The following is a 16,467-nucleotide window of genomic DNA, read 5'->3' as shown; positions in this document are numbered from 1 at the left end:
GCGACGACACCGACAAAGGCGCGGAGCGACGACGCCCCCGCCGCCGGAGGCGTGCAGGGGGCGTCGACCGTGCGGTGCGCTCAGTCCTCGAAGGGGCGGGCGATGACCTCGCCGGATGCCGTCTGCACGACCTCCCAGCCCGAGTCGAGCTCGGCGAGGGCGCGGCCCTCGAGCCACGTCAGCGTCCAGTGTCCGGAGAGTCCGCGGGATTCGACCTCCGCGATCGCGGGACGCAGCGAGGCGGGGACGGATGCGGGGGCCTCGGAGCCCGCCGCCCATCGCGTACCCAGCTGCATCAGGCGCCCTCGACCGGCGCGAGCTCGATCGCGGTGACCGCGAACACGTCGCCCACGGCGAGCCCCAGCTCTGCGATGCGCCCGACGGCCGACAGATCGGCGGCGGCGGCTCGCAGCGCCTCGTACTTCTCCGCCGGAGCCGTGATCATCGCACTCGCGACCGGGGTCTTCTGCGACGCCTTCGCCTCGGTCTTCGCGCGACGGATGCTGATCAGAGCCTCGCTGGCCACGGACAGCACCGCGGGGTCTCCCTCGATGCCGAGCGGCTCGGGCCACGACGCCGTGTGCACGGAGCCCTCCTCGAACCACGACCACACCTCTTCGGTCGCGAACGAGAGGATCGGCGCGAGCAGCCGCAGCAGGGTCGAGAGCGCGAGCCGCAGCGCGAGTGCCGCGGATGCCTGTCCCACATCGTTCTGGTTGTAGGCGCGCTCCTTGACGAGTTCGAGGTAGTCGTCGCAGAAAGTCCAGAAGAACGCTTCGGTGACCTCGAGCGCCTTCGCCTGGTCGTAGTTCTCGAACGCCTTCGTGGCCTCGGTGACCACGGCATCGAGTGCGGTCAGCATCGAGGCGTCGAGAGCATGTGTGACCTGCGCCCCCTCGGGCACGGGGAACGAGAGCACGAACTTCGCGGCGTTCAGCACCTTGATCGCGAGACGACGGCCGATCTTGACCTGGGTCGGGTTCTGCGGGTCGAACGCGGCGTCCATGCCCAGGCGACTGGAGGCGGCCCAGTAGCGCACCGCATCCGATCCGTGGGTCTCGAGGATGTCCGCCGGGGTCACGACGTTGCCCTTCGACTTCGACATCTTCTTGCGGTCGGGGTCGACGATGAAGCCGGAGATCGCGGCGTTGCGCCACGGCGCGCGGCCGTCTTCCAGAGTCGAGCGCAGCATGGTCGAGAACAGCCAGGTGCGGATGATGTCCTGACCCTGCGGACGCAGGTCGAACGGGGCGGTGAGCTGCCACAGCTCCTCGTCACGCTGCCATCCGCCGGCGAGCTGCGGGGTGAGAGACGACGTCGCCCACGTGTCGAGGATGTCGGCCTCGGCCTCGAAGCCGCCCGCCGCTCCACGCTGATCCTCGGTGAAGCCCGCCGGTACGTCGATGGTCGGGTCGACGGGCAGGGACGCGTGGTCGGGCGCGAGCACGCGGTCGTAGTCGCGGTCGCCGTTCTCGTCGAGTCCGTACCAGAGCGGGATCGGCACGCCGAAGAAGCGCTGCCGGGACACGAGCCAGTCGCCGGTCAGGCCGCCGACCCAGTTCTCGTAGCGCACGCGCATGAAGTCGGGATGGAACGCGACGTCCGTGCCGTGGCTGAGGAGCTGATCGCGCAGCTGCTGGTCCCTGGCGCCGTTGCGGATGTACCACTGGCGGGTCGAGACGATCTCGAGAGGGCGGTCGCCCTTCTCGAAGAACTTCACCGCGTGGGAGAACTGCTTTCCCACGGCGGTCATGTCGCCGGTCTCCTGCAGCTTCTCGACGATCGCCTTGCGCGCCGAGAACACGGTCTTGCCGGCGAGCTCTGCCGTGTACCAGTCGGTGGCCTCGGGGTTCGCGACGATCGACGGCGCGGTGGGCAGGAAGCGTCCGTCCAGTCCGATGGTCGTCATGTTCGGCAGGTCTCCGCCGTCGACGGTGCGCAGCTCGCGCCACCAGATGATGTCGGTCACGTCGCCGAAGGTGCAGACCATGGCGGCGCCCGTGCCCTTGTCGGGCTGAGCGAGGTGGTGTCCGTGGATCTCGATCTCGGCACCGAAGAACGGTGTGCGCACCTTCGTGCCGATCAGATGCTTGTGCGGTCCCTCGGGGTGCGTCACGATCGCGACGCATGCGGGGAGCAGCTCGGGGCGGGTGGTCTCGATCGTGATCGAGCCGGATCCGTCGGAGAAGGGGAAGTCGATCGTGTGATACGCGGCCTGCTGCTCGCGGTCCTCGAGCTCCGCCTGAGCGATGGCCGAGCGGAAGTCGATGTCCCACAGGGTCGGCGCGAGCGACTGGTACGCCTCGCCGCGCTCGAGGTTGCGCAGGAACGCGAGCTGGCTCTGACGGATCGTGTCGTCGGAGATCGTGCGGTAGGTCTGGCTCCAGTCGACCGAGAGGCCCAGCAGACGGAACAGGGCCTCGAACTGCTTCTCGTCCTCGAGCGTCAGACGCTCGCACAGCTCGATGAAGTTGCGGCGGCTGATCGGCACCTGGTCGGCGGCTCGGCTCGACTTGTTGTCGCCGCCCTCGAACGGCGGCATGAAGTCGTTCTGATAGGGGAGCGTCGGATCGCAGCGCACCCCGTAGTAGTTCTGCACGCGGCGCTCGGTGGGCAGGCCGTTGTCGTCCCAGCCCATGGGGTAGAACACGTTCTTGCCGCGCATGCGCTCGAAGCGCGCCTTGACGTCGGTGTGCGTGTACGAGAACACGTGGCCGATGTGCAGGCTGCCGGATGCCGTCGGCGGAGGGGTGTCGATCGAGTAGACGCCCTCACGACCGGACTGCGCGGCGCGGAGTCGATCGAAAAGGTAGGTGCCCTGCGCCGACCACGACTCACCCCACTTCGCTTCGAGACCTTCGAGTACGGGCTTGTCGGGAATCACGGACATGGAGGTCTCCTCGAGCGATGTGTGCGGCACTGTGTGAGCGTGCCTGAGTGTGGGTTGTGCCCCACAGTCTAATCGCCTCGGTCCCGGCGAGCCCTCGCCGCAGCCGCCGGCAGGCGTCCCGACGCCCGGGGGTGCCTGCAGGATCTACAATTGCATCGAGTCCAAGAACTGATGCATCCGCGTCATCTCCCCGCATTCCCTCCCGAGGAACAGCATGCCCCACTCTCTTCTGCGCCGCGCGATCCCGCTCGGTGCCGCCATCGCCGCGAGCGCCCTCCTGCTGAGTGCCTGTGCGGCACCCGCATCCGACGCGGACGGGGGCGAGCTCGTGTGGTCGATCGAGGGCGCGAACCTCGCGGCCGGGCACATGGACCCGCAGGTGAGCCAGCTCGACGTCTCGGGGATGGTGCAGCGTGCCGTGCTGGACTCCCTGGTCTTCCAGGAGGACGACGGTTCGTTCACCGCATGGCTGGCGAAGGACTGGAAGGTCTCGGACGACAGCACCGAGTACACGTTCATCCTCCGCGACGACGTCACCTTCACCGACGGCGAACCGTTCGACGCCGAGGCGGTCAAGGCGAACTTCGATCGCATCGTCGACCCCGAGACGGAGTCGGCGCAGGCGGCCAGCATGATGGGGGCGGACTTCTACGAGGGCACCGAGGTCGTCGACGAGCACACCGTGACGGTGCGCTTCAGCCAGCCGTACGCGCCGTTCCTGCAGGCCGCGAGCACCCCGCAGCTGGGGTTCTACTCTCCGGCGGTCCTCGCGGATTCCGCGGACCAGCTCAAGGCCGGCGGTCCCGGCATCACGGTGGGAACCGGGCCCTACGAGCTCACCGAGTACACGCCGGATCAGGAGATCGTCTACACCCGCAACGACGACTACGCCTGGGGTCCGCACGGCTCGAAGGCACCGGGCGTCGAGACGCTGCGCGTGGAGATCCAGCCCGAGGCGTCGGTGCGCACCGGTGTCATCGAGAGCGGAGAGGCCGACCTCGCCAGCAACATCCCGCCGAACCTCGCGAGCGGCCTGGGAGACGGCATCACGGTGGATTCCGTCGAATACCCGGGTCTGCCGTACTCGCTGTACCTCAACGAGAAGTACGGCGTGTTCGCCGACGAGAAGGTGCGTCAGGCGTTCGCGCGCGGCATCGACGTCGACGCGGCCGTCGAGGAGATCTTCTTCGGTCAGTTCCCTCGCGCGTGGAGCGTCCTCGGGTCCACCACCCCCGGCTACGACGCGGCACTCGAGGGCGAGCACCCGTTCGACCCCGAGGCAGCGGGGGCGCTCCTCGACGAGGCCGGCTGGACGGCGCGCGACAGCGACGGCATCCGCATGAAGGACGGCCAGCGGCTGTCCGTGCGATGGATCGCGTGGACGCCCGTGCCGGACGACCGGGCGGCTCTCGCGAACGCGATCCAGTCCGACCTCAAGAAGATCGGTTTCGAGGTCGTGCGCGAAGAGCTCGATCCCGGTGCGTACAACGAGCAGTACGAGCCCAAGACCTTCGACCTCACCGACTGGGGCTTCTCGGGCGTCGATCCCGACTTCCTGCGCGCGCACCTGCACACGGACGGGTTCCAGAACGCGTCGCAGGTCACCGATCCGAGCGTGGACGCCCTGCTCGATCAGGCGGTCGCGTCGAGCGATCAGACGGTCCGCGACGACATCTACACGCAGCTGCAGGAGTGGAATGCCGAGTACACGGCGATCGTCCCTCTCTACAGTCCCTCCGCCATCACGGCCGTGGGCGAGCGCGTCGACGGCCTGACGTACGACCTGTACGGGCGCCCGCTGTTCTACGACGTCAGCGTGGGCTGACCGCCGGAACCCCGGGCCCCTGTGACGCTGCGGTATCGTTCGTGAGCGAGCGCGCGCGCAGGGGTGCTCGGAGATCGTCGAGAGGGCGCGAACGGTGAAGACGGCGCTCGTGAGGATCGCGGGGCTCGCAGGCACGGTCGTGATCGTGCTGTGGGGTGCCGCCACGCTGGTCTTCCTCGCATTCCGGGTCATCCCCGGTGACCCCGTGTCGGTGATGCTCGGGCCCCAGGCCCAGGTCAGCGACGCCGTGAAGGACGGCATCCGCGCGGAACTCGGTCTCGATCGTCCGCCGGTGGAGCAGTACCTCTCGTTCATCTCGCAGCTCGCCCGTGGCGACCTCGGCGAGTCCTACCAGCTGCGGATGCCGGTGACGGAGGTCATCGGTCGCCAGCTCGGGGCGACGCTGCAGCTCTCGGCGCTGGCCCTCGTGATCGCCGTGGTGCTGGCGCTCGCCGTGGCGCTGTTCGTGCGGGGGCACCTGGGGCGCGCCGTCGCGGCGGGGATCGAGCTGGTGATCCTGTCCTCACCGGTGTTCTGGATCGGTCTCCTGCTGCTCAGCGTCTTCGCGTTCGGGCTGGGGTGGTTTCCCGTCTCCGGGGCACGCAATCCGGCGACCATCGTGCTGCCGGCGGTCACCCTCGCGCTGCCCGTCTCCGCGCTGCTCAGCCAGGTGCTGCGCGACGGACTGATCCAGGCGGAGCGGATGCCGTTCGCCGACACCGTGCGGGCGCGCGGCGCCGGCGGTTCGTGGTTCACGCTGCGTCACGGGCTCCGACACGGCGCGGCGAACGCGATGACACTCGCGGCCTATCTGACCGGATCCGTGCTGGGCGGAGCCGTGCTGGTCGAGACGGTGTTCGCGCGTTCGGGGCTCGGCCGTGTCACGCTCGCCGCCATCAGCAATCGCGATCTCCCGGTGATCACGGGCATCATCCTGTTCAGTGCGATCGTCTTCGTCATCGTCAACCTCGTGGTCGAGCTGCTGCATCCGCTCCTCGACCCGCGGCTGCGAACCGCACGGGGGAGGCCCCGATGACGCGCGTGCAGACGGCGCTGGTGTGGGTGGCCTCGGCGGTGCTGCTGGTGATCGCCTTCGCCGCCGTCTTCCCCGGGGTGCTCGCCACGCATGATCCGCTGCAGACGGAGGTGCGGGCCGCCATGCTCGCCCCGAGCCCCGCCCATCTGCTGGGCACCGACCAGAGCGGGCGCGACGTGTACTCGCGCCTCGTGTACGGGACGGGGCGCTCGGTGGGCATCGGCCTGCTCGCGACCGGCATCGCCCTGGCGGTGGGGCTGCTCGTCGGCGCACTCGCCGGACTCGCTCCCCGCGCCGTCGATGCGGCGCTGATGCGGGTCAATGACGTGCTCATGGCGTTCCCCGAGTTCCTGGTGGCGCTCGTGGTCGTGGCGATTCTCGGACCGGGACCGGTCAACATCGCCATCGCGGTGACACTCGCGGCCGTGCCCGTGTATATCCGCCTCGCTCGCGTGCAGACGCGCACCCTCCGTCGCGCCGAGCATGTCGAGGCCGCGCGCATCCTCGGCGTCCCGCCGGCTGCGGCCTTCCTCCGGCACGTGATGCCCGGTGTGCTCGGGGCGCTGAGCGTGCTGGCCACGATCGGCATCGGCTCGAGCATCCTCGCAGCCGCCGGACTCAGCTTCCTCGGACTCGGACCGTCGGAGCCCACGCCCGAATGGGGTCTGATGCTCGCGGGCGGGCGGAACGTGCTCGGCCAGGCGTGGTGGATCGCGGTGTTCCCCGGCATCGCGATCACGCTCACCGTGATCTCGGCGACCGTGGTCGGCCGGGTGCTGCGAGCCCGCGCGGACGGACGTGCATCGTGACGGCCGCGTTGGAGCTGGAGGGGCTGCGCATCGACTTCGGCGGATCTGCGGTCGTCGACGGGGTGTCGCTGACCGTGTCGCGCGGTGAATGCGTGGCGATCGTGGGAGAGTCCGGGGCCGGCAAGACGCTCACCGCCCGCGCCCTGCTCGGGCTCGCACCGACCGGGGCGACCGTGCGGGCGGACCGGCTCGTCGTGGACGGGACGGATGCCCGAGGCCTGGGCGAACGCGGGTGGCGGTCGCTTCGAGGGCGCCGCATCGGGTTGGTCTCCCAGGACGCCCTCGTCTCGCTGGATCCGCTGCAGCGCGTGGGGTCCGAGATCGCCGAGCCGCTGCGCATCCACCGGCTCGTCTCCGGGCGGCATGCCCTGCAGTCCCGTGTGCAGGAGCTGCTGCACCGGGTCTGGATGCCCGACGGAGAGCGCCGCGCGCGGCAGTACCCTCACGAGCTCTCGGGCGGCCTTCGTCAGCGCGCCCTGATCGCCTCGGCGCTCGCCGCCGACCCCGCCGTGCTCGTCGCGGACGAGCCGACCACCGCGCTCGACGCCACCGTGCAGGCGCGCATCCTCGACCTGCTGCGGGAGATCGCCGATGCGGGCACCGCCGTGGTGTTCATCAGCCACGACATCGCCGCCGTGCGACGCATCGCCGATCGTGTGCTCGTGATGCGCGACGGGGAGGTGGTCGAATCGGGGACGACGCGCGACGTGCTCGAGGCGCCGCAGCACGACTACACCCGTCAGCTCCTCGCCGCGACCATGCATGAGCCGCGCGCCGCGGCCGAGGGCACCGCCGCTCCCGTCCTCGTCGCGGTCGAGGTCGCGAAGGACTTCGGCGAGATCTCCGCCGTGCGCGATGCGTCGTTCTCGGTGCCGGGTGGACGCACCCTCGGCGTCGTGGGCGAGTCCGGCTCGGGTAAGACGACCCTGGCGCGCATGATCGTGGGAATCGAGGCCCCCGACGGGGGATCCCTGCGATGGATCGGCGACCGTCGGGTGCAGCTCGTGCATCAGAATCCCCTCGGTGCCTTCGACCCGCGGTGGACGATCGCACGCTCGCTCCGCGAGGCGCTCGCCGCCGGCGGGGTACCGCGCGCTCAGCGGGGAGCACGGGTGACAGAGCTGCTCGCCGAAGTCGGTCTCGATCCGTCTCTCGCCGCCCGCCGACCGATCGCGCTCTCGGGCGGACAGCGCCAGCGTGCGGCGATCGCCCGCGCGCTCGCCGCGGATCCCGATGTGCTGGTGCTCGACGAGCCGGTCTCCGCCCTCGACCCCTCGGTGCGGGAGCGGGTGCTGCAGTTGCTGCGTCGACTGCAGCGAGAGCGTCGGCTCACGATGGTCTTCGTCTCGCACGACCTCGACGTCGTCGGTGCCATGGCCGACGAGGTGCTGGTGATGCAGGAGGGAGTCATCGTCGAACAGGGGCTGATCGCCGACGTGTTCGCCGCGCCGCAGCATCCGTTCACGCGCGAGCTGCTGGAGGCGAGCGGCTCGGTCAGTCCTTGACCTGGATGCCGATGCCCGCTGCCAGCAGAGGGGCGAGCTGCTGGACCTGGAAGCCGCTCAACGTGGTGCCGCGGAGACTGTTCGCATCGAGGAAGGCGCCCGCATCGAGCCCGCGCAGATCCGTATGGGTCGCCCGCATGCCCCGAGGGTCGACCTCATCGGAACGGGTGTCGGTGAAGCGCACGCGGGTCAGTTCGGCCTGGGGCATGTCGACGGTGCGGATGTCGCATCGTTCGATCTCGACGTCGGTGGCCTTGGCGCCGCCGAGGTTCAGGTAGTCGATCCGCACATCGCCGAGCAGCAGCTCGTCGATGCGGGCGCTGCTCAGATCGAGGGTGCCGATCCGCCCGCCGCCGATGCGCACCCGACGGATGCTCGCGTCGCGCATCCGCAGCGAGGCGATGCGCACGCCGCCGAGGTCGACGTCGATCAGCGTGGCGCCGGTCAGGTCGACGGCATCGGCATCTGCGGCGATCGTGCACTGCTCGAGCGAGGAGTGGGCGAGATCGACGGTGCCCGTGAGCTCGAGGCTCGCGGCGAGCAGGTCGGCGCCGCGTCGTGCGGATGCCGCATCGAGGTGCGGCGGGAGATCGGGCGGTGAGACGCGGGGAGGAGCGGGTGATTCGGGGGAGCGGGCCATGCCTCGAGGGTAGAGGGTGGGTGCGACAGCCGGGTCGCCTGCACGCGGGCGCCACCCCGGTCGCGGCCGCGCGTACAATGGAGGTACGAGCATGGATCCGGCCATCACCGGGGAGCTCTCGGAAGAACGGTCATCCCGCAGGGGAGGGCTCAGTAGAACCGAGCGGGGCAGGCCCGTCACAGCCGCAGTGAGAGTGGCCCCGCCGTGAGGCGCGGCACGCGAGGTGGTACCGCGGTTCCCCGGCACGAAAATCCGGACGGATCGTCCTCGCAGCAGCATCCGCCACGACTCCTGCGAGACGACATGACCTACCCGCGTTCCTCCTTCGGACCCGCCGCCGACCAGGCTGCCACTGTCGCACCGAGCCCCCGGTTCCCCCAGATCGAGCGGGATGTGCTCGACTTCTGGGAGACCGACCAGACGTTCCGCGCCTCGATCGAGCAGCGCGACGGGGCCGACGAGTGGGTCTTCTACGACGGCCCTCCCTTCGCCAACGGCCTGCCGCACTACGGCCACCTGCTCACCGGCTACGCGAAGGACGTGTTCCCGCGCTTCCAGACGATGATCGGCAAGAAGGTCGATCGTGTCTTCGGATGGGATACGCACGGACTGCCCGCCGAGCTCGAGGCCATGAAGCAGCTCGGGATCACCGAGAAGAGCGAGATCGAGCAGATGGGGATCGACGTCTTCAACGCGAAGGCCAGGGACTCGGTGCTCAAGTACACCCACGAGTGGCAGGACTACGTCACCCGTCAGGCGCGCTGGGTCGACTTCGAGCGCGGATACAAGACGCTCGATCTCGGGTACATGGAGAGTGTGCTCTGGGCGTTCAAGACCCTCTTCGACAAGGGCCTCGCCTACGAGGGATACCGCGTGCTGCCCTACTGCTGGCGCGACGAGACCCCGCTCTCGGCGCACGAGCTCCGTATGGATGACGACGTCTACCAGAACCGTCAGGACCCGTCGGTCACCGTCACGTTCCCCCTCACCGGCGCCAAGGCCGAGGCCCTCGGGCTCACCGCGGTGCGCGCGCTCGCCTGGACGACCACGCCCTGGACCCTGCCCACCAACCTCGCACTCGCGGTCGGCCCCGACATCGAGTACATCGTCCTGCCGGCAGGCCCCCTCGGTGCAGCCGACGTGCACGCACCGGAGGGGAGCACGGATGCCGTCGTCGAGGCCTCCGCACACCGTTACCTGCTCGCGAAGGAGCTCCTCGGCGGCTATGTGAAGGATCTCGGCTACGAGAGCCTCGACGAGGCGCTCACCGCCGTCCACACGACCGTTCGCGGCTCCGAGCTGCAGGACGTCACCTACGACCGTCTGTTCGACTACTTCGCGGATGCCGAGGTCCACGGCACCGAGAACGCCTGGCGCATCCTCGTCGACGACTACGTCACGGTCAGCGACGGCACCGGCATCGTCCACCAGGCTCCGGCCTACGGCGAGGACGACCAGCGGGTCGCCGGTGCCGCGGGCATCCCGACCATCCTGTCGCTCGACGACGGCGGGCGTTTCCTCCCCACGGTGACCGACGTCGCCGGCGAGCTCTGGATGGATGCCAACACGCCTCTGATCCGCCTGCTGCGCTCCCAGGGACGCCTGCTGCGCGAGCAGAGCTACGTCCACTCGTACCCGCACTGCTGGCGCTGCCGGAACCCCCTGATCTACAAGGCCGTCTCGAGCTGGTTCATCCGCGTCACCGACATCAAGGACGACCTGCTCGCGAACAACGAGCAGATCACCTGGGTGCCCGAGAACGTCAAGCACGGCCAGTTCGGCAAGTGGCTCGAGGGTGCGCGCGACTGGTCGATCAGCCGCAACCGCTACTGGGGCTCGCCGATCCCGGTCTGGAAGAGCGACGACCCCGAGTACCCGCGCGTCGACACCTACGGGTCTCTCGAGGAGATGGAGCGTGACTTCGGCACGCTGCCGCGCAATCCCGAGGGCGAGATCGACCTGCACCGTCCGTACATCGACGACCTCACGCGTCCGAACCCCGATGACCCGACCGGCACGAGCACGATGCGCCGCATCGAGGACGTCTTCGACGTGTGGTTCGACTCGGGTTCGATGCCGTACGCCCAGGTGCACTACCCGTTCGAGAACCAGGAGTGGTTCGACACCCATGCGCCGGCCGACTTCATCGTCGAGTACATCGGGCAGACGCGCGGCTGGTTCTACGTCATGCACGTGCTGTCGACCGCGCTGTTCGACCGCCCGGCGTTCACCGGCGTCAGCTGCCACGGCATCGTGCTGGGCAACGACGGCTACAAGATGTCGAAGTCGCTGCGCAACTACCCGGACGTGTCCGAGGTGCTCGATCGCGACGGATCGGATGCGATGCGCTGGTTCCTGATGTCCAGCTCGGTGCTGCGCGGGGGCAATCTCGCGGTGACGGAGGAGGGCATCCGCTCGGGCGTGCGCGAGTTCCTGCTGCCGCTGTGGAACTCCTGGTACTTCTTCGCGACGTACGCGAACGCGGCGAAGCCCGGCGGCTACGAGGCGACCTGGCGCACCGACTCCACCGACGTGCTCGACCGCTACATCCTCGCGCGTCTCGGCGATCTGGTGCGCGAGGTGCGCGCCGACCTCGAGGGACTCGATTCCACCACGGCCTCCGCGCGGCTGCGCGACTTCGCCGAGGTGCTCACCAACTGGTACATCCGTCGCTCGCGCGACCGGTTCTGGGATCCCTCGTCGAGCTCAGGAACGGCGATCGACTGCTTCGACACGCTGTATACGGTGCTCGAGACCCTCACCCGCGTCGCGGCGCCGCTCGTGCCGCTCATCAGCGAGCGTGTGTGGCAGGGGCTCACGGGCGGGCGCAGCGTGCACCTGCAGGACTGGCCGGACGACACCGCCTTCCCCGCCGCCGACGAGATCCGCGATGCGATGGATGCCGTCCGCGAGCTCTCCAGCGTCGGCAACGCGTTGCGCAAGAAGGAGAAGCTCCGGGTGCGTCTGCCGCTCGCGCGTCTGACCGTCGTGTCGCCGCTCGCCGCCAGCCTGAGCCGGTTCGAGGACATCCTCCGCGAGGAGCTCAACGTCAAGTCGGTCGAGCTCGTGGCGCAGTCGGAGACGACCGCTGCGGACTACGGCATCAGCCATCGACTCAGCGTCAACGCCCGGGCCGCGGGCCCGCGCCTCGGCAAGAACGTGCAGACCGTGATCAAGGCCGCGAAGGCGGGTGACTGGTCGGAGACCGACGGAGTCGTCACCGCCGGCGGCATCGCGCTCGAGCCGTCGGAGTACGAGCTCGTGCTCGAGACCGCAGGGCGTCCGGACGGGGAGGCTCTGGCTCTCGTGCCGACCGGGGGCTTCGTCCTGCTCGACACGCAGACGACACCCGAGCTCGAGGCCGAGGGCCTCGCGCGCGACGTCATCCGCGCTGTGCAGGAGACCCGCAAGAATGCGGGCTTCGATGTGAGCGACCGCATCGCCCTGCGACTGTGGTTCACCTCCGGCGACGATCTCTTCGCGGTGCGCAGCGCCTTCGAGACGGCCGATATCGCGGGCGAGACGCTGTCGACCGCCTTCATGCTCGGCGCCAAGGACGAGGTGCTTCTCGAGCAGGGTGAGGTGCCGACCGTCCCCGAGCACTCGGCGACCGTTGCTCAGGGCACGTATGCGAACCGCGGCGACTTCACGGTCTCGGTCAGCAGGATCGGAGTCAGCGCATGAGCGCACGCGACAGGGCCGATGCCGTCTACGAGACGCTGCTGAGCAGGGCGGGGGAGCGCTGGGTGCAGCCCCGCAAGGAGCGCACGGCGCGGATTCTCGCGTACCTGGACGATCCGCAGCGCACCTACCGTGTCGTCCACATCACCGGCACGAACGGCAAGACGTCGACCGCCCGGATGATCGAGAGCCTGCTGCGTGCGCACGGTCTGCGGACCGGGCTGTTCACCAGCCCGCACCTCGAGCGGTTCACCGAGCGGATCATGATCGACGGCGAGCCGATCGAGGATGCCGCGGTCGGCGATGCGTGGGAGGAGATCGAGCCGTTCGTCGACATCGTCGACGCCGAGCTCGTCGCGGCAGGTGAGGAGCCTCTCACGTTCTTCGAGCTGCTCACGGTGCTGGCGTTCGTCGCGGTGGCGGACGCCCCGGTCGACGTGCTCGTGCTCGAGGTGGGCATGGGCGGCGAGTGGGACTCGACGAACACCGCGGACGGAGACGTCGCGGTGTTCGCGCCGATCGACATCGATCACGCGGATCGCCTGGGCGCCACGATCGCGGCGATCGCGACGGTCAAAGCGGGGATCATCAAGGAGGGCGCGGCTGTCGTCTCCGCCGAGCAGCCCGCGGAGGCCGCGGAGGTGCTCCGTCGCGTCGCCGCCGAGAGGAACGCCACGATCGCGTTCGAGGGCGACGAATTCGGCCTCACCGATCAGAAGCTCGCCGTCGGCGGACAGCTGATCTCGGTCCGCGGGCTCGCGGGGGAGTACACCGAGGAGTACCTGCCGCAGTACGGCGCGCACCAGGGGCACAACGCCGCCCTCGCCGTCGCCGCCGTCGAGTCGCTGATCGGGGGCGGGACGCAGCGGATCGCCGCCGACATCGTCTCGGAGGGATTGCAGGGGGCGACGTCGCCCGGCCGGCTGCAGCTGCTCGGCATCGCCCCGACCGTCATCGTCGACGCCGCCCACAACCCGCACGGCGCGGCCGCGCTGGCGCAGGCGATGGACGACAGCTTCGACTTCGACGAATGGGGCGTCGTGCTCGGCGTTCTCGCCGACAAGGATGCGGCGGGGATCGTCGCGACGCTCGCGCCGACCGCCGCGCACGTGTTCGCCACCGCGCCGGAGTCGGAGCGCGCGAGCGACGCCGATGTGATCGCGGACCTGGTCGAGGCGACCGGACAGCGAGCGACCGTGCACCCGACGCTGGCGGAGGCCGCCGACGCGGCCCGCGAATGGGCCTCCTCGTCCGAGCGTCGGGCCGTGGTCATCGCGGGGTCCGTGGTGCTCGCCGGCGAGGCGATCGCCCTCGCCGAGGAGGAGGACTGGAAGTCGGGGTGGCGCGCGTGAGTGCGGATCCGACGCCCGCCCGTCCGCCGCGTGCGCCCCGTCCGCCTCGGACGCTCGTGCAGAAGCTCGCTCCCATCGTGCTGGGATTCGAGTCGGTCGTGGTCTTCCTCGCGGGTCTCACGGTCTTCGGCCTGAAGACGCTTCCCGACGGCATCCCGCAGTGGTGGGGCATCGTGGGCGGTGCGATCGTGGGGCTCGCGTGCATCGCGGTCGCAGGGATGATCACGAAGCCCTGGGCGATCTCGGCCGGATGGGTCCTGCAGGCGGTCATAGCCGTGTCTGCGATCCTGGTGCCCGCGATCCTGCTCGTCGTCGTGATTTTCGGCGGCATGTGGGGATATGCGACGATCATGGGGGCTCGATTGGACGCACGCCGTCCGTCGGGGCCCGCGACCGAGACTCAGACAGAGAGTGAATGACATGGCCACCGAAGAAACCCTCGTCCTCGTCAAGCCCGACGGTGTCGCGCGCGGCCTCACCGGAGCGATCCTGGCGCGCATCGAGTCGAAGGGCTACGCCCTCGTCGACATCCGCCTGGTGGAGCCCGACCGCGACCTGCTCGCCGAGCACTACGCGGAGCACGAGGGCAAGCCCTTCTACGAGCCGCTCCTCGAGTTCATGCTCTCCGGCCCGTCCGTCGCGATCCGTCTCGCCGGCAACCGCGTGATCGAGGGGTTCCGTTCGCTCGCGGGAACCACCGACCCGACGACCGCCGCTCCCGGCACGATCCGCGGCGACTTCGGCCGGGACTGGGGCCTCAAGGTCCAGCAGAACCTCGTGCACGGCTCGGACAGCCCCGAGTCCGCCGCACGCGAACTGGGTATCTGGTTCGACTGACTCGCACACCGACGACGAAGCCCGCTGCACGATCTCGTGCGGCGGGCTTCGTCGTTCGCGTGAGCGGCGGATCAGAAGACGAGTCGCGCCATCTCGCCGAGGAAGTCGAGACCCTGCAACTGTGCGAGCAGGATGATGACGGCGTAGGAGAGGATCGTCGCCAGGGGAACCCAGACCATGAGCTTGTCGGCGCGCTCGCGCGCTTTCTCGCTGCGGGTGAAGGATCCGTTGCGTGTCAGGTGGAGCATCGTCGCGAAGAACGTCGGAATCGTGACGGCCCAGGTGATCATGCACCACGGGCACAGCACGAAGAGGTCGTAGAGGCTCTGACCGATGAGCCAGCAGACGAGGCCGAAGGCGAAGGTGACACCCGCGCCGAAGGTCAGCCAGAACCAGCGCGGGAAGCGCGCTCCGGCGAGGATCGCCACACCGACGATCAGGGGGGCGATCCACCCCGAGAGACCCATGATCGGGTTGGGGAAGCCGAAGATCTCCCCCTGCCAGGAGTTGAGGTTCTTGCTGCACTGGATGAACGGGCTGATGTCGCACGACAGCGCATCGGTCGGATTCTGCAGGAGGGCGAACTTCTCGACCGTGAGCTGGAAGGCGGCGAACCAGCCGATCACACTCGCGATGATCAGCCAGACGGCATAGAAGACGGGGCGGGTGCGCTGCTCGCTCATGTGTGGAGTATCTCAGTGATCGCTATGGATCGGGCGAAAGCGCACCGGAGAAAACGACGCGAGCCCACCTCGATGCCGCGATAGCGCGTACTTGGTGCGATAATGACCTGTGATGCACCGCTCGACCCGGTCGTGGTGGACATCGACGCAGACTTCGGGGCCGTATGCCCCTCGTGACCAGAGCCATGAGCCGGTCGCACACCGAATGAGTTCGCGGAACCTGCGGGTACCGCATGAGATCTAGCGGAGCACGAAGCGTCCGCACGAGGAGCAAGCCAGAGATGGCCGATGACAACAATGACTACGACGCCCCCACCCTCGACTTCGCTGCGGATGCCGACGCACCCGCAGAGGTAGTCGCCGACGCGACGGAGGTCGACGGCATCGCCGACGCCCCCGACAGCGCCGAGCAGACGCACGACGGATCCGCTGAGGCGGACGCGCCCGCCGACGAGGTCGAGCCCGTCACGGACGAGAAGCCGGCCGATGAGAAGCCGGCCGATGAGAAGCCGGCCGACGACGAGCCCGTCGAGGACACGCCTGCGGACGAGAAGCCTGCGGACGAGAAGCCTGCGGACGAGAAGCCGGCCGACGACGAGCCCGTCGAGGACACGCCTGCCGACGAGAAGCCTGCCGACGAGAAGCCTGCCAACGAGAAGCCGGCCGACGAGAAGCCTGCGGACGACAAGCCCGTCACCGCGGTGTCCCTCGGGCTGCTCCCCGAAGTCTTCGTGTCGCAGGTCTCGACGCAGCTGCACTTCTACGCGCCCGCGGTCCTGCCGCTGCCGGCGCGTCCCGAGCGCGAGCGCGTCTTCGACCGCATCGCCGACCGCGAGCAGGACGAGCCGGGAGCCCGCCGCGGCCGCCGTCGCCGTGGCGGTTCCGACGAGAACGAGCCCCGCGAACCCCGCGAGCAGCGCGATGAGCCGCGCCAGCCGCGTCAGCGCGTCGTCGAGTACATCACCGAGCCCAAGGCGATCAAGGGCTCCACGCGCCTCGAGGCGAAGAAGCAGCGTCGCCGCGACGGTCGCGACGCGGGACGTCGTCGCCCGGTCGTCACCGAAGCCGAGTTCCTCGCCCGCCGCGAGTCGGTCGACCGCAAGATGGTCGTGCGCTCCAAGAACGGTCGTACGCAGATCGGCGTGCTCGAGGACGGCGTGCTCGTGGAGCACTACGTCGCCCGCAACCAGGATGCGTCGCTCATCGGCA

General features: G+C 69.3%; 12 protein-coding genes and 1 pseudogene. 9 read left to right on the top strand and 4 right to left on the bottom strand.

The window, feature by feature from the left end:
* Window positions 1-80 precede the first annotated feature (80 nt).
* Together ABTZ43_RS11250 and valS are read right to left on the bottom strand one after the other, a co-directional pair.
* Window positions 81-296, bottom strand: coding sequence for a hypothetical protein (locus tag ABTZ43_RS11250; protein ID WP_056418402.1), 216 nt, complete (start codon window positions 294-296; stop codon window positions 81-83).
* The gene (valS, locus tag ABTZ43_RS11245; protein WP_350538856.1) at window positions 296-2,890 is read right to left on the bottom strand and encodes a valine--tRNA ligase; all 2,595 of its coding nucleotides are present in this window, start codon (window positions 2,888-2,890) and stop codon (window positions 296-298) included. The genes ABTZ43_RS11250 and valS overlap by 1 nt, the downstream gene beginning before the upstream one ends.
* A 214-nt stretch (window positions 2,891-3,104) precedes the next feature.
* Between valS and ABTZ43_RS11240 the strand changes: the two genes are divergently transcribed.
* The 4 genes from ABTZ43_RS11240 to ABTZ43_RS11225 all read left to right on the top strand — a co-directional run bounded on the left by ABTZ43_RS11240 (window position 3,105) and on the right by ABTZ43_RS11225 (window position 8,065).
* Window positions 3,105-4,715, top strand: a complete 1,611-nt coding sequence (locus tag ABTZ43_RS11240) for an ABC transporter substrate-binding protein (protein WP_350538855.1) — start codon at window positions 3,105-3,107, stop codon at window positions 4,713-4,715.
* A 94-nt stretch (window positions 4,716-4,809) separates the two neighbouring features.
* Complete coding sequence (locus ABTZ43_RS11235) at window positions 4,810-5,751, top strand: ABC transporter permease (protein ID WP_350538854.1); 942 nt, start codon at window positions 4,810-4,812, stop codon at window positions 5,749-5,751.
* On the top strand, window positions 5,748-6,560 hold the full coding sequence (locus ABTZ43_RS11230; RefSeq protein WP_350538853.1) for an ABC transporter permease: 813 nt from the start codon (window positions 5,748-5,750) through the stop codon (window positions 6,558-6,560). The genes ABTZ43_RS11235 and ABTZ43_RS11230 overlap by 4 nt, the downstream gene beginning before the upstream one ends.
* Window positions 6,557-8,065: an ATP-binding cassette domain-containing protein gene (locus tag ABTZ43_RS11225; protein ID WP_350538852.1), complete on the top strand. Its 1,509-nt coding sequence runs from the start codon at window positions 6,557-6,559 to the stop codon at window positions 8,063-8,065. Before ABTZ43_RS11230 ends, ABTZ43_RS11225 begins: the two co-directional genes overlap by 4 nt.
* Here the strand turns inward: ABTZ43_RS11225 and ABTZ43_RS11220 are convergent.
* Window positions 8,055-8,705, bottom strand: coding sequence for a pentapeptide repeat-containing protein (locus ABTZ43_RS11220; RefSeq protein ID WP_350538851.1), 651 nt, complete (start codon window positions 8,703-8,705; stop codon window positions 8,055-8,057). The genes ABTZ43_RS11225 and ABTZ43_RS11220 overlap by 11 nt on opposite strands.
* Window positions 8,706-9,008: 303 nt before the next feature.
* Here ABTZ43_RS11220 and ileS point away from each other — a divergent pair, with 303 nt between their 5' ends.
* From ileS to ndk, 4 genes are read left to right on the top strand one after another with little or no spacing between them, the layout of a single operon-like run.
* Window positions 9,009-12,389 carry an isoleucine--tRNA ligase gene (gene ileS, locus ABTZ43_RS11215; RefSeq protein WP_350538850.1) on the top strand — a complete coding sequence of 1,127 codons (3,381 nt, stop codon included), beginning with the start codon at window positions 9,009-9,011 and terminating at the stop codon, window positions 12,387-12,389.
* Complete coding sequence (locus ABTZ43_RS11210) at window positions 12,386-13,738, top strand: bifunctional folylpolyglutamate synthase/dihydrofolate synthase (protein ID WP_149422788.1); 1,353 nt, start codon at window positions 12,386-12,388, stop codon at window positions 13,736-13,738. Before ileS ends, ABTZ43_RS11210 begins: the two co-directional genes overlap by 4 nt.
* A gap of 56 nt (window positions 13,739-13,794) precedes the next feature.
* A complete protein-coding gene (locus ABTZ43_RS11205) occupies window positions 13,795-14,157 on the top strand; it encodes a DUF4233 domain-containing protein (RefSeq protein WP_350538849.1) in 363 nt (120 codons plus the stop codon).
* A gap of 1 nt (window position 14,158) precedes the next feature.
* Entirely contained in the window at window positions 14,159-14,575 is a 417-nt protein-coding gene (gene ndk / locus ABTZ43_RS11200) for a nucleoside-diphosphate kinase (protein ID WP_045254652.1), read from the top strand.
* Window positions 14,576-14,646: 71 nt separating this feature from the next.
* Here ndk and ABTZ43_RS11195 read toward each other — a convergent pair whose 3' ends face one another.
* Window positions 14,647-15,258 (bottom strand): vitamin K epoxide reductase family protein, encoded by a 612-nt coding sequence (locus tag ABTZ43_RS11195; protein WP_350538848.1) that lies wholly within the window; start codon window positions 15,256-15,258, stop codon window positions 14,647-14,649.
* Window positions 15,259-15,539: 281 nt separating this feature from the next.
* Between ABTZ43_RS11195 and ABTZ43_RS11190 the strand changes: the two are divergent.
* A pseudogene (locus ABTZ43_RS11190) lies at window positions 15,540-16,467 on the top strand (Rne/Rng family ribonuclease); the annotation flags it as partial.

The organism is Microbacterium sp. NPDC097977 (assembly GCF_040302605.1).
Taxonomy (GTDB): Bacteria; Actinomycetota; Actinomycetes; order Actinomycetales; family Microbacteriaceae; genus Microbacterium.
Note: the sequence above shows the minus strand (reverse complement) of the source record. Positions and strands in the feature narration are given on the sequence as shown.

Excerpts from the sequence above, each read along its gene's own strand:
- ABTZ43_RS11250 (WP_056418402.1), bottom strand. The coding sequence starts at position 296 with ATGCAGCTGGGTACGCGATGGGCGGCGGGCTCCGAGGCCCCCGCATCC.
- valS (WP_350538856.1), bottom strand. The coding sequence starts at position 2,890 with ATGTCCGTGATTCCCGACAAGCCCGTACTCGAAGGTCTCGAAGCGAAG.
- ABTZ43_RS11240 (WP_350538855.1), top strand. The coding sequence starts at position 3,105 with ATGCCCCACTCTCTTCTGCGCCGCGCGATCCCGCTCGGTGCCGCCATC.
- ABTZ43_RS11230 (WP_350538853.1), top strand. The coding sequence starts at position 5,748 with ATGACGCGCGTGCAGACGGCGCTGGTGTGGGTGGCCTCGGCGGTGCTG.
- ABTZ43_RS11220 (WP_350538851.1), bottom strand. The coding sequence starts at position 8,705 with ATGGCCCGCTCCCCCGAATCACCCGCTCCTCCCCGCGTCTCACCGCCC.
- ileS (WP_350538850.1), top strand. The coding sequence starts at position 9,009 with ATGACCTACCCGCGTTCCTCCTTCGGACCCGCCGCCGACCAGGCTGCC.
- ABTZ43_RS11210 (WP_149422788.1), top strand. The coding sequence starts at position 12,386 with ATGAGCGCACGCGACAGGGCCGATGCCGTCTACGAGACGCTGCTGAGC.
- ndk (WP_045254652.1), top strand. The coding sequence starts at position 14,159 with ATGGCCACCGAAGAAACCCTCGTCCTCGTCAAGCCCGACGGTGTCGCG.
- ABTZ43_RS11195 (WP_350538848.1), bottom strand. The coding sequence starts at position 15,258 with ATGAGCGAGCAGCGCACCCGCCCCGTCTTCTATGCCGTCTGGCTGATC.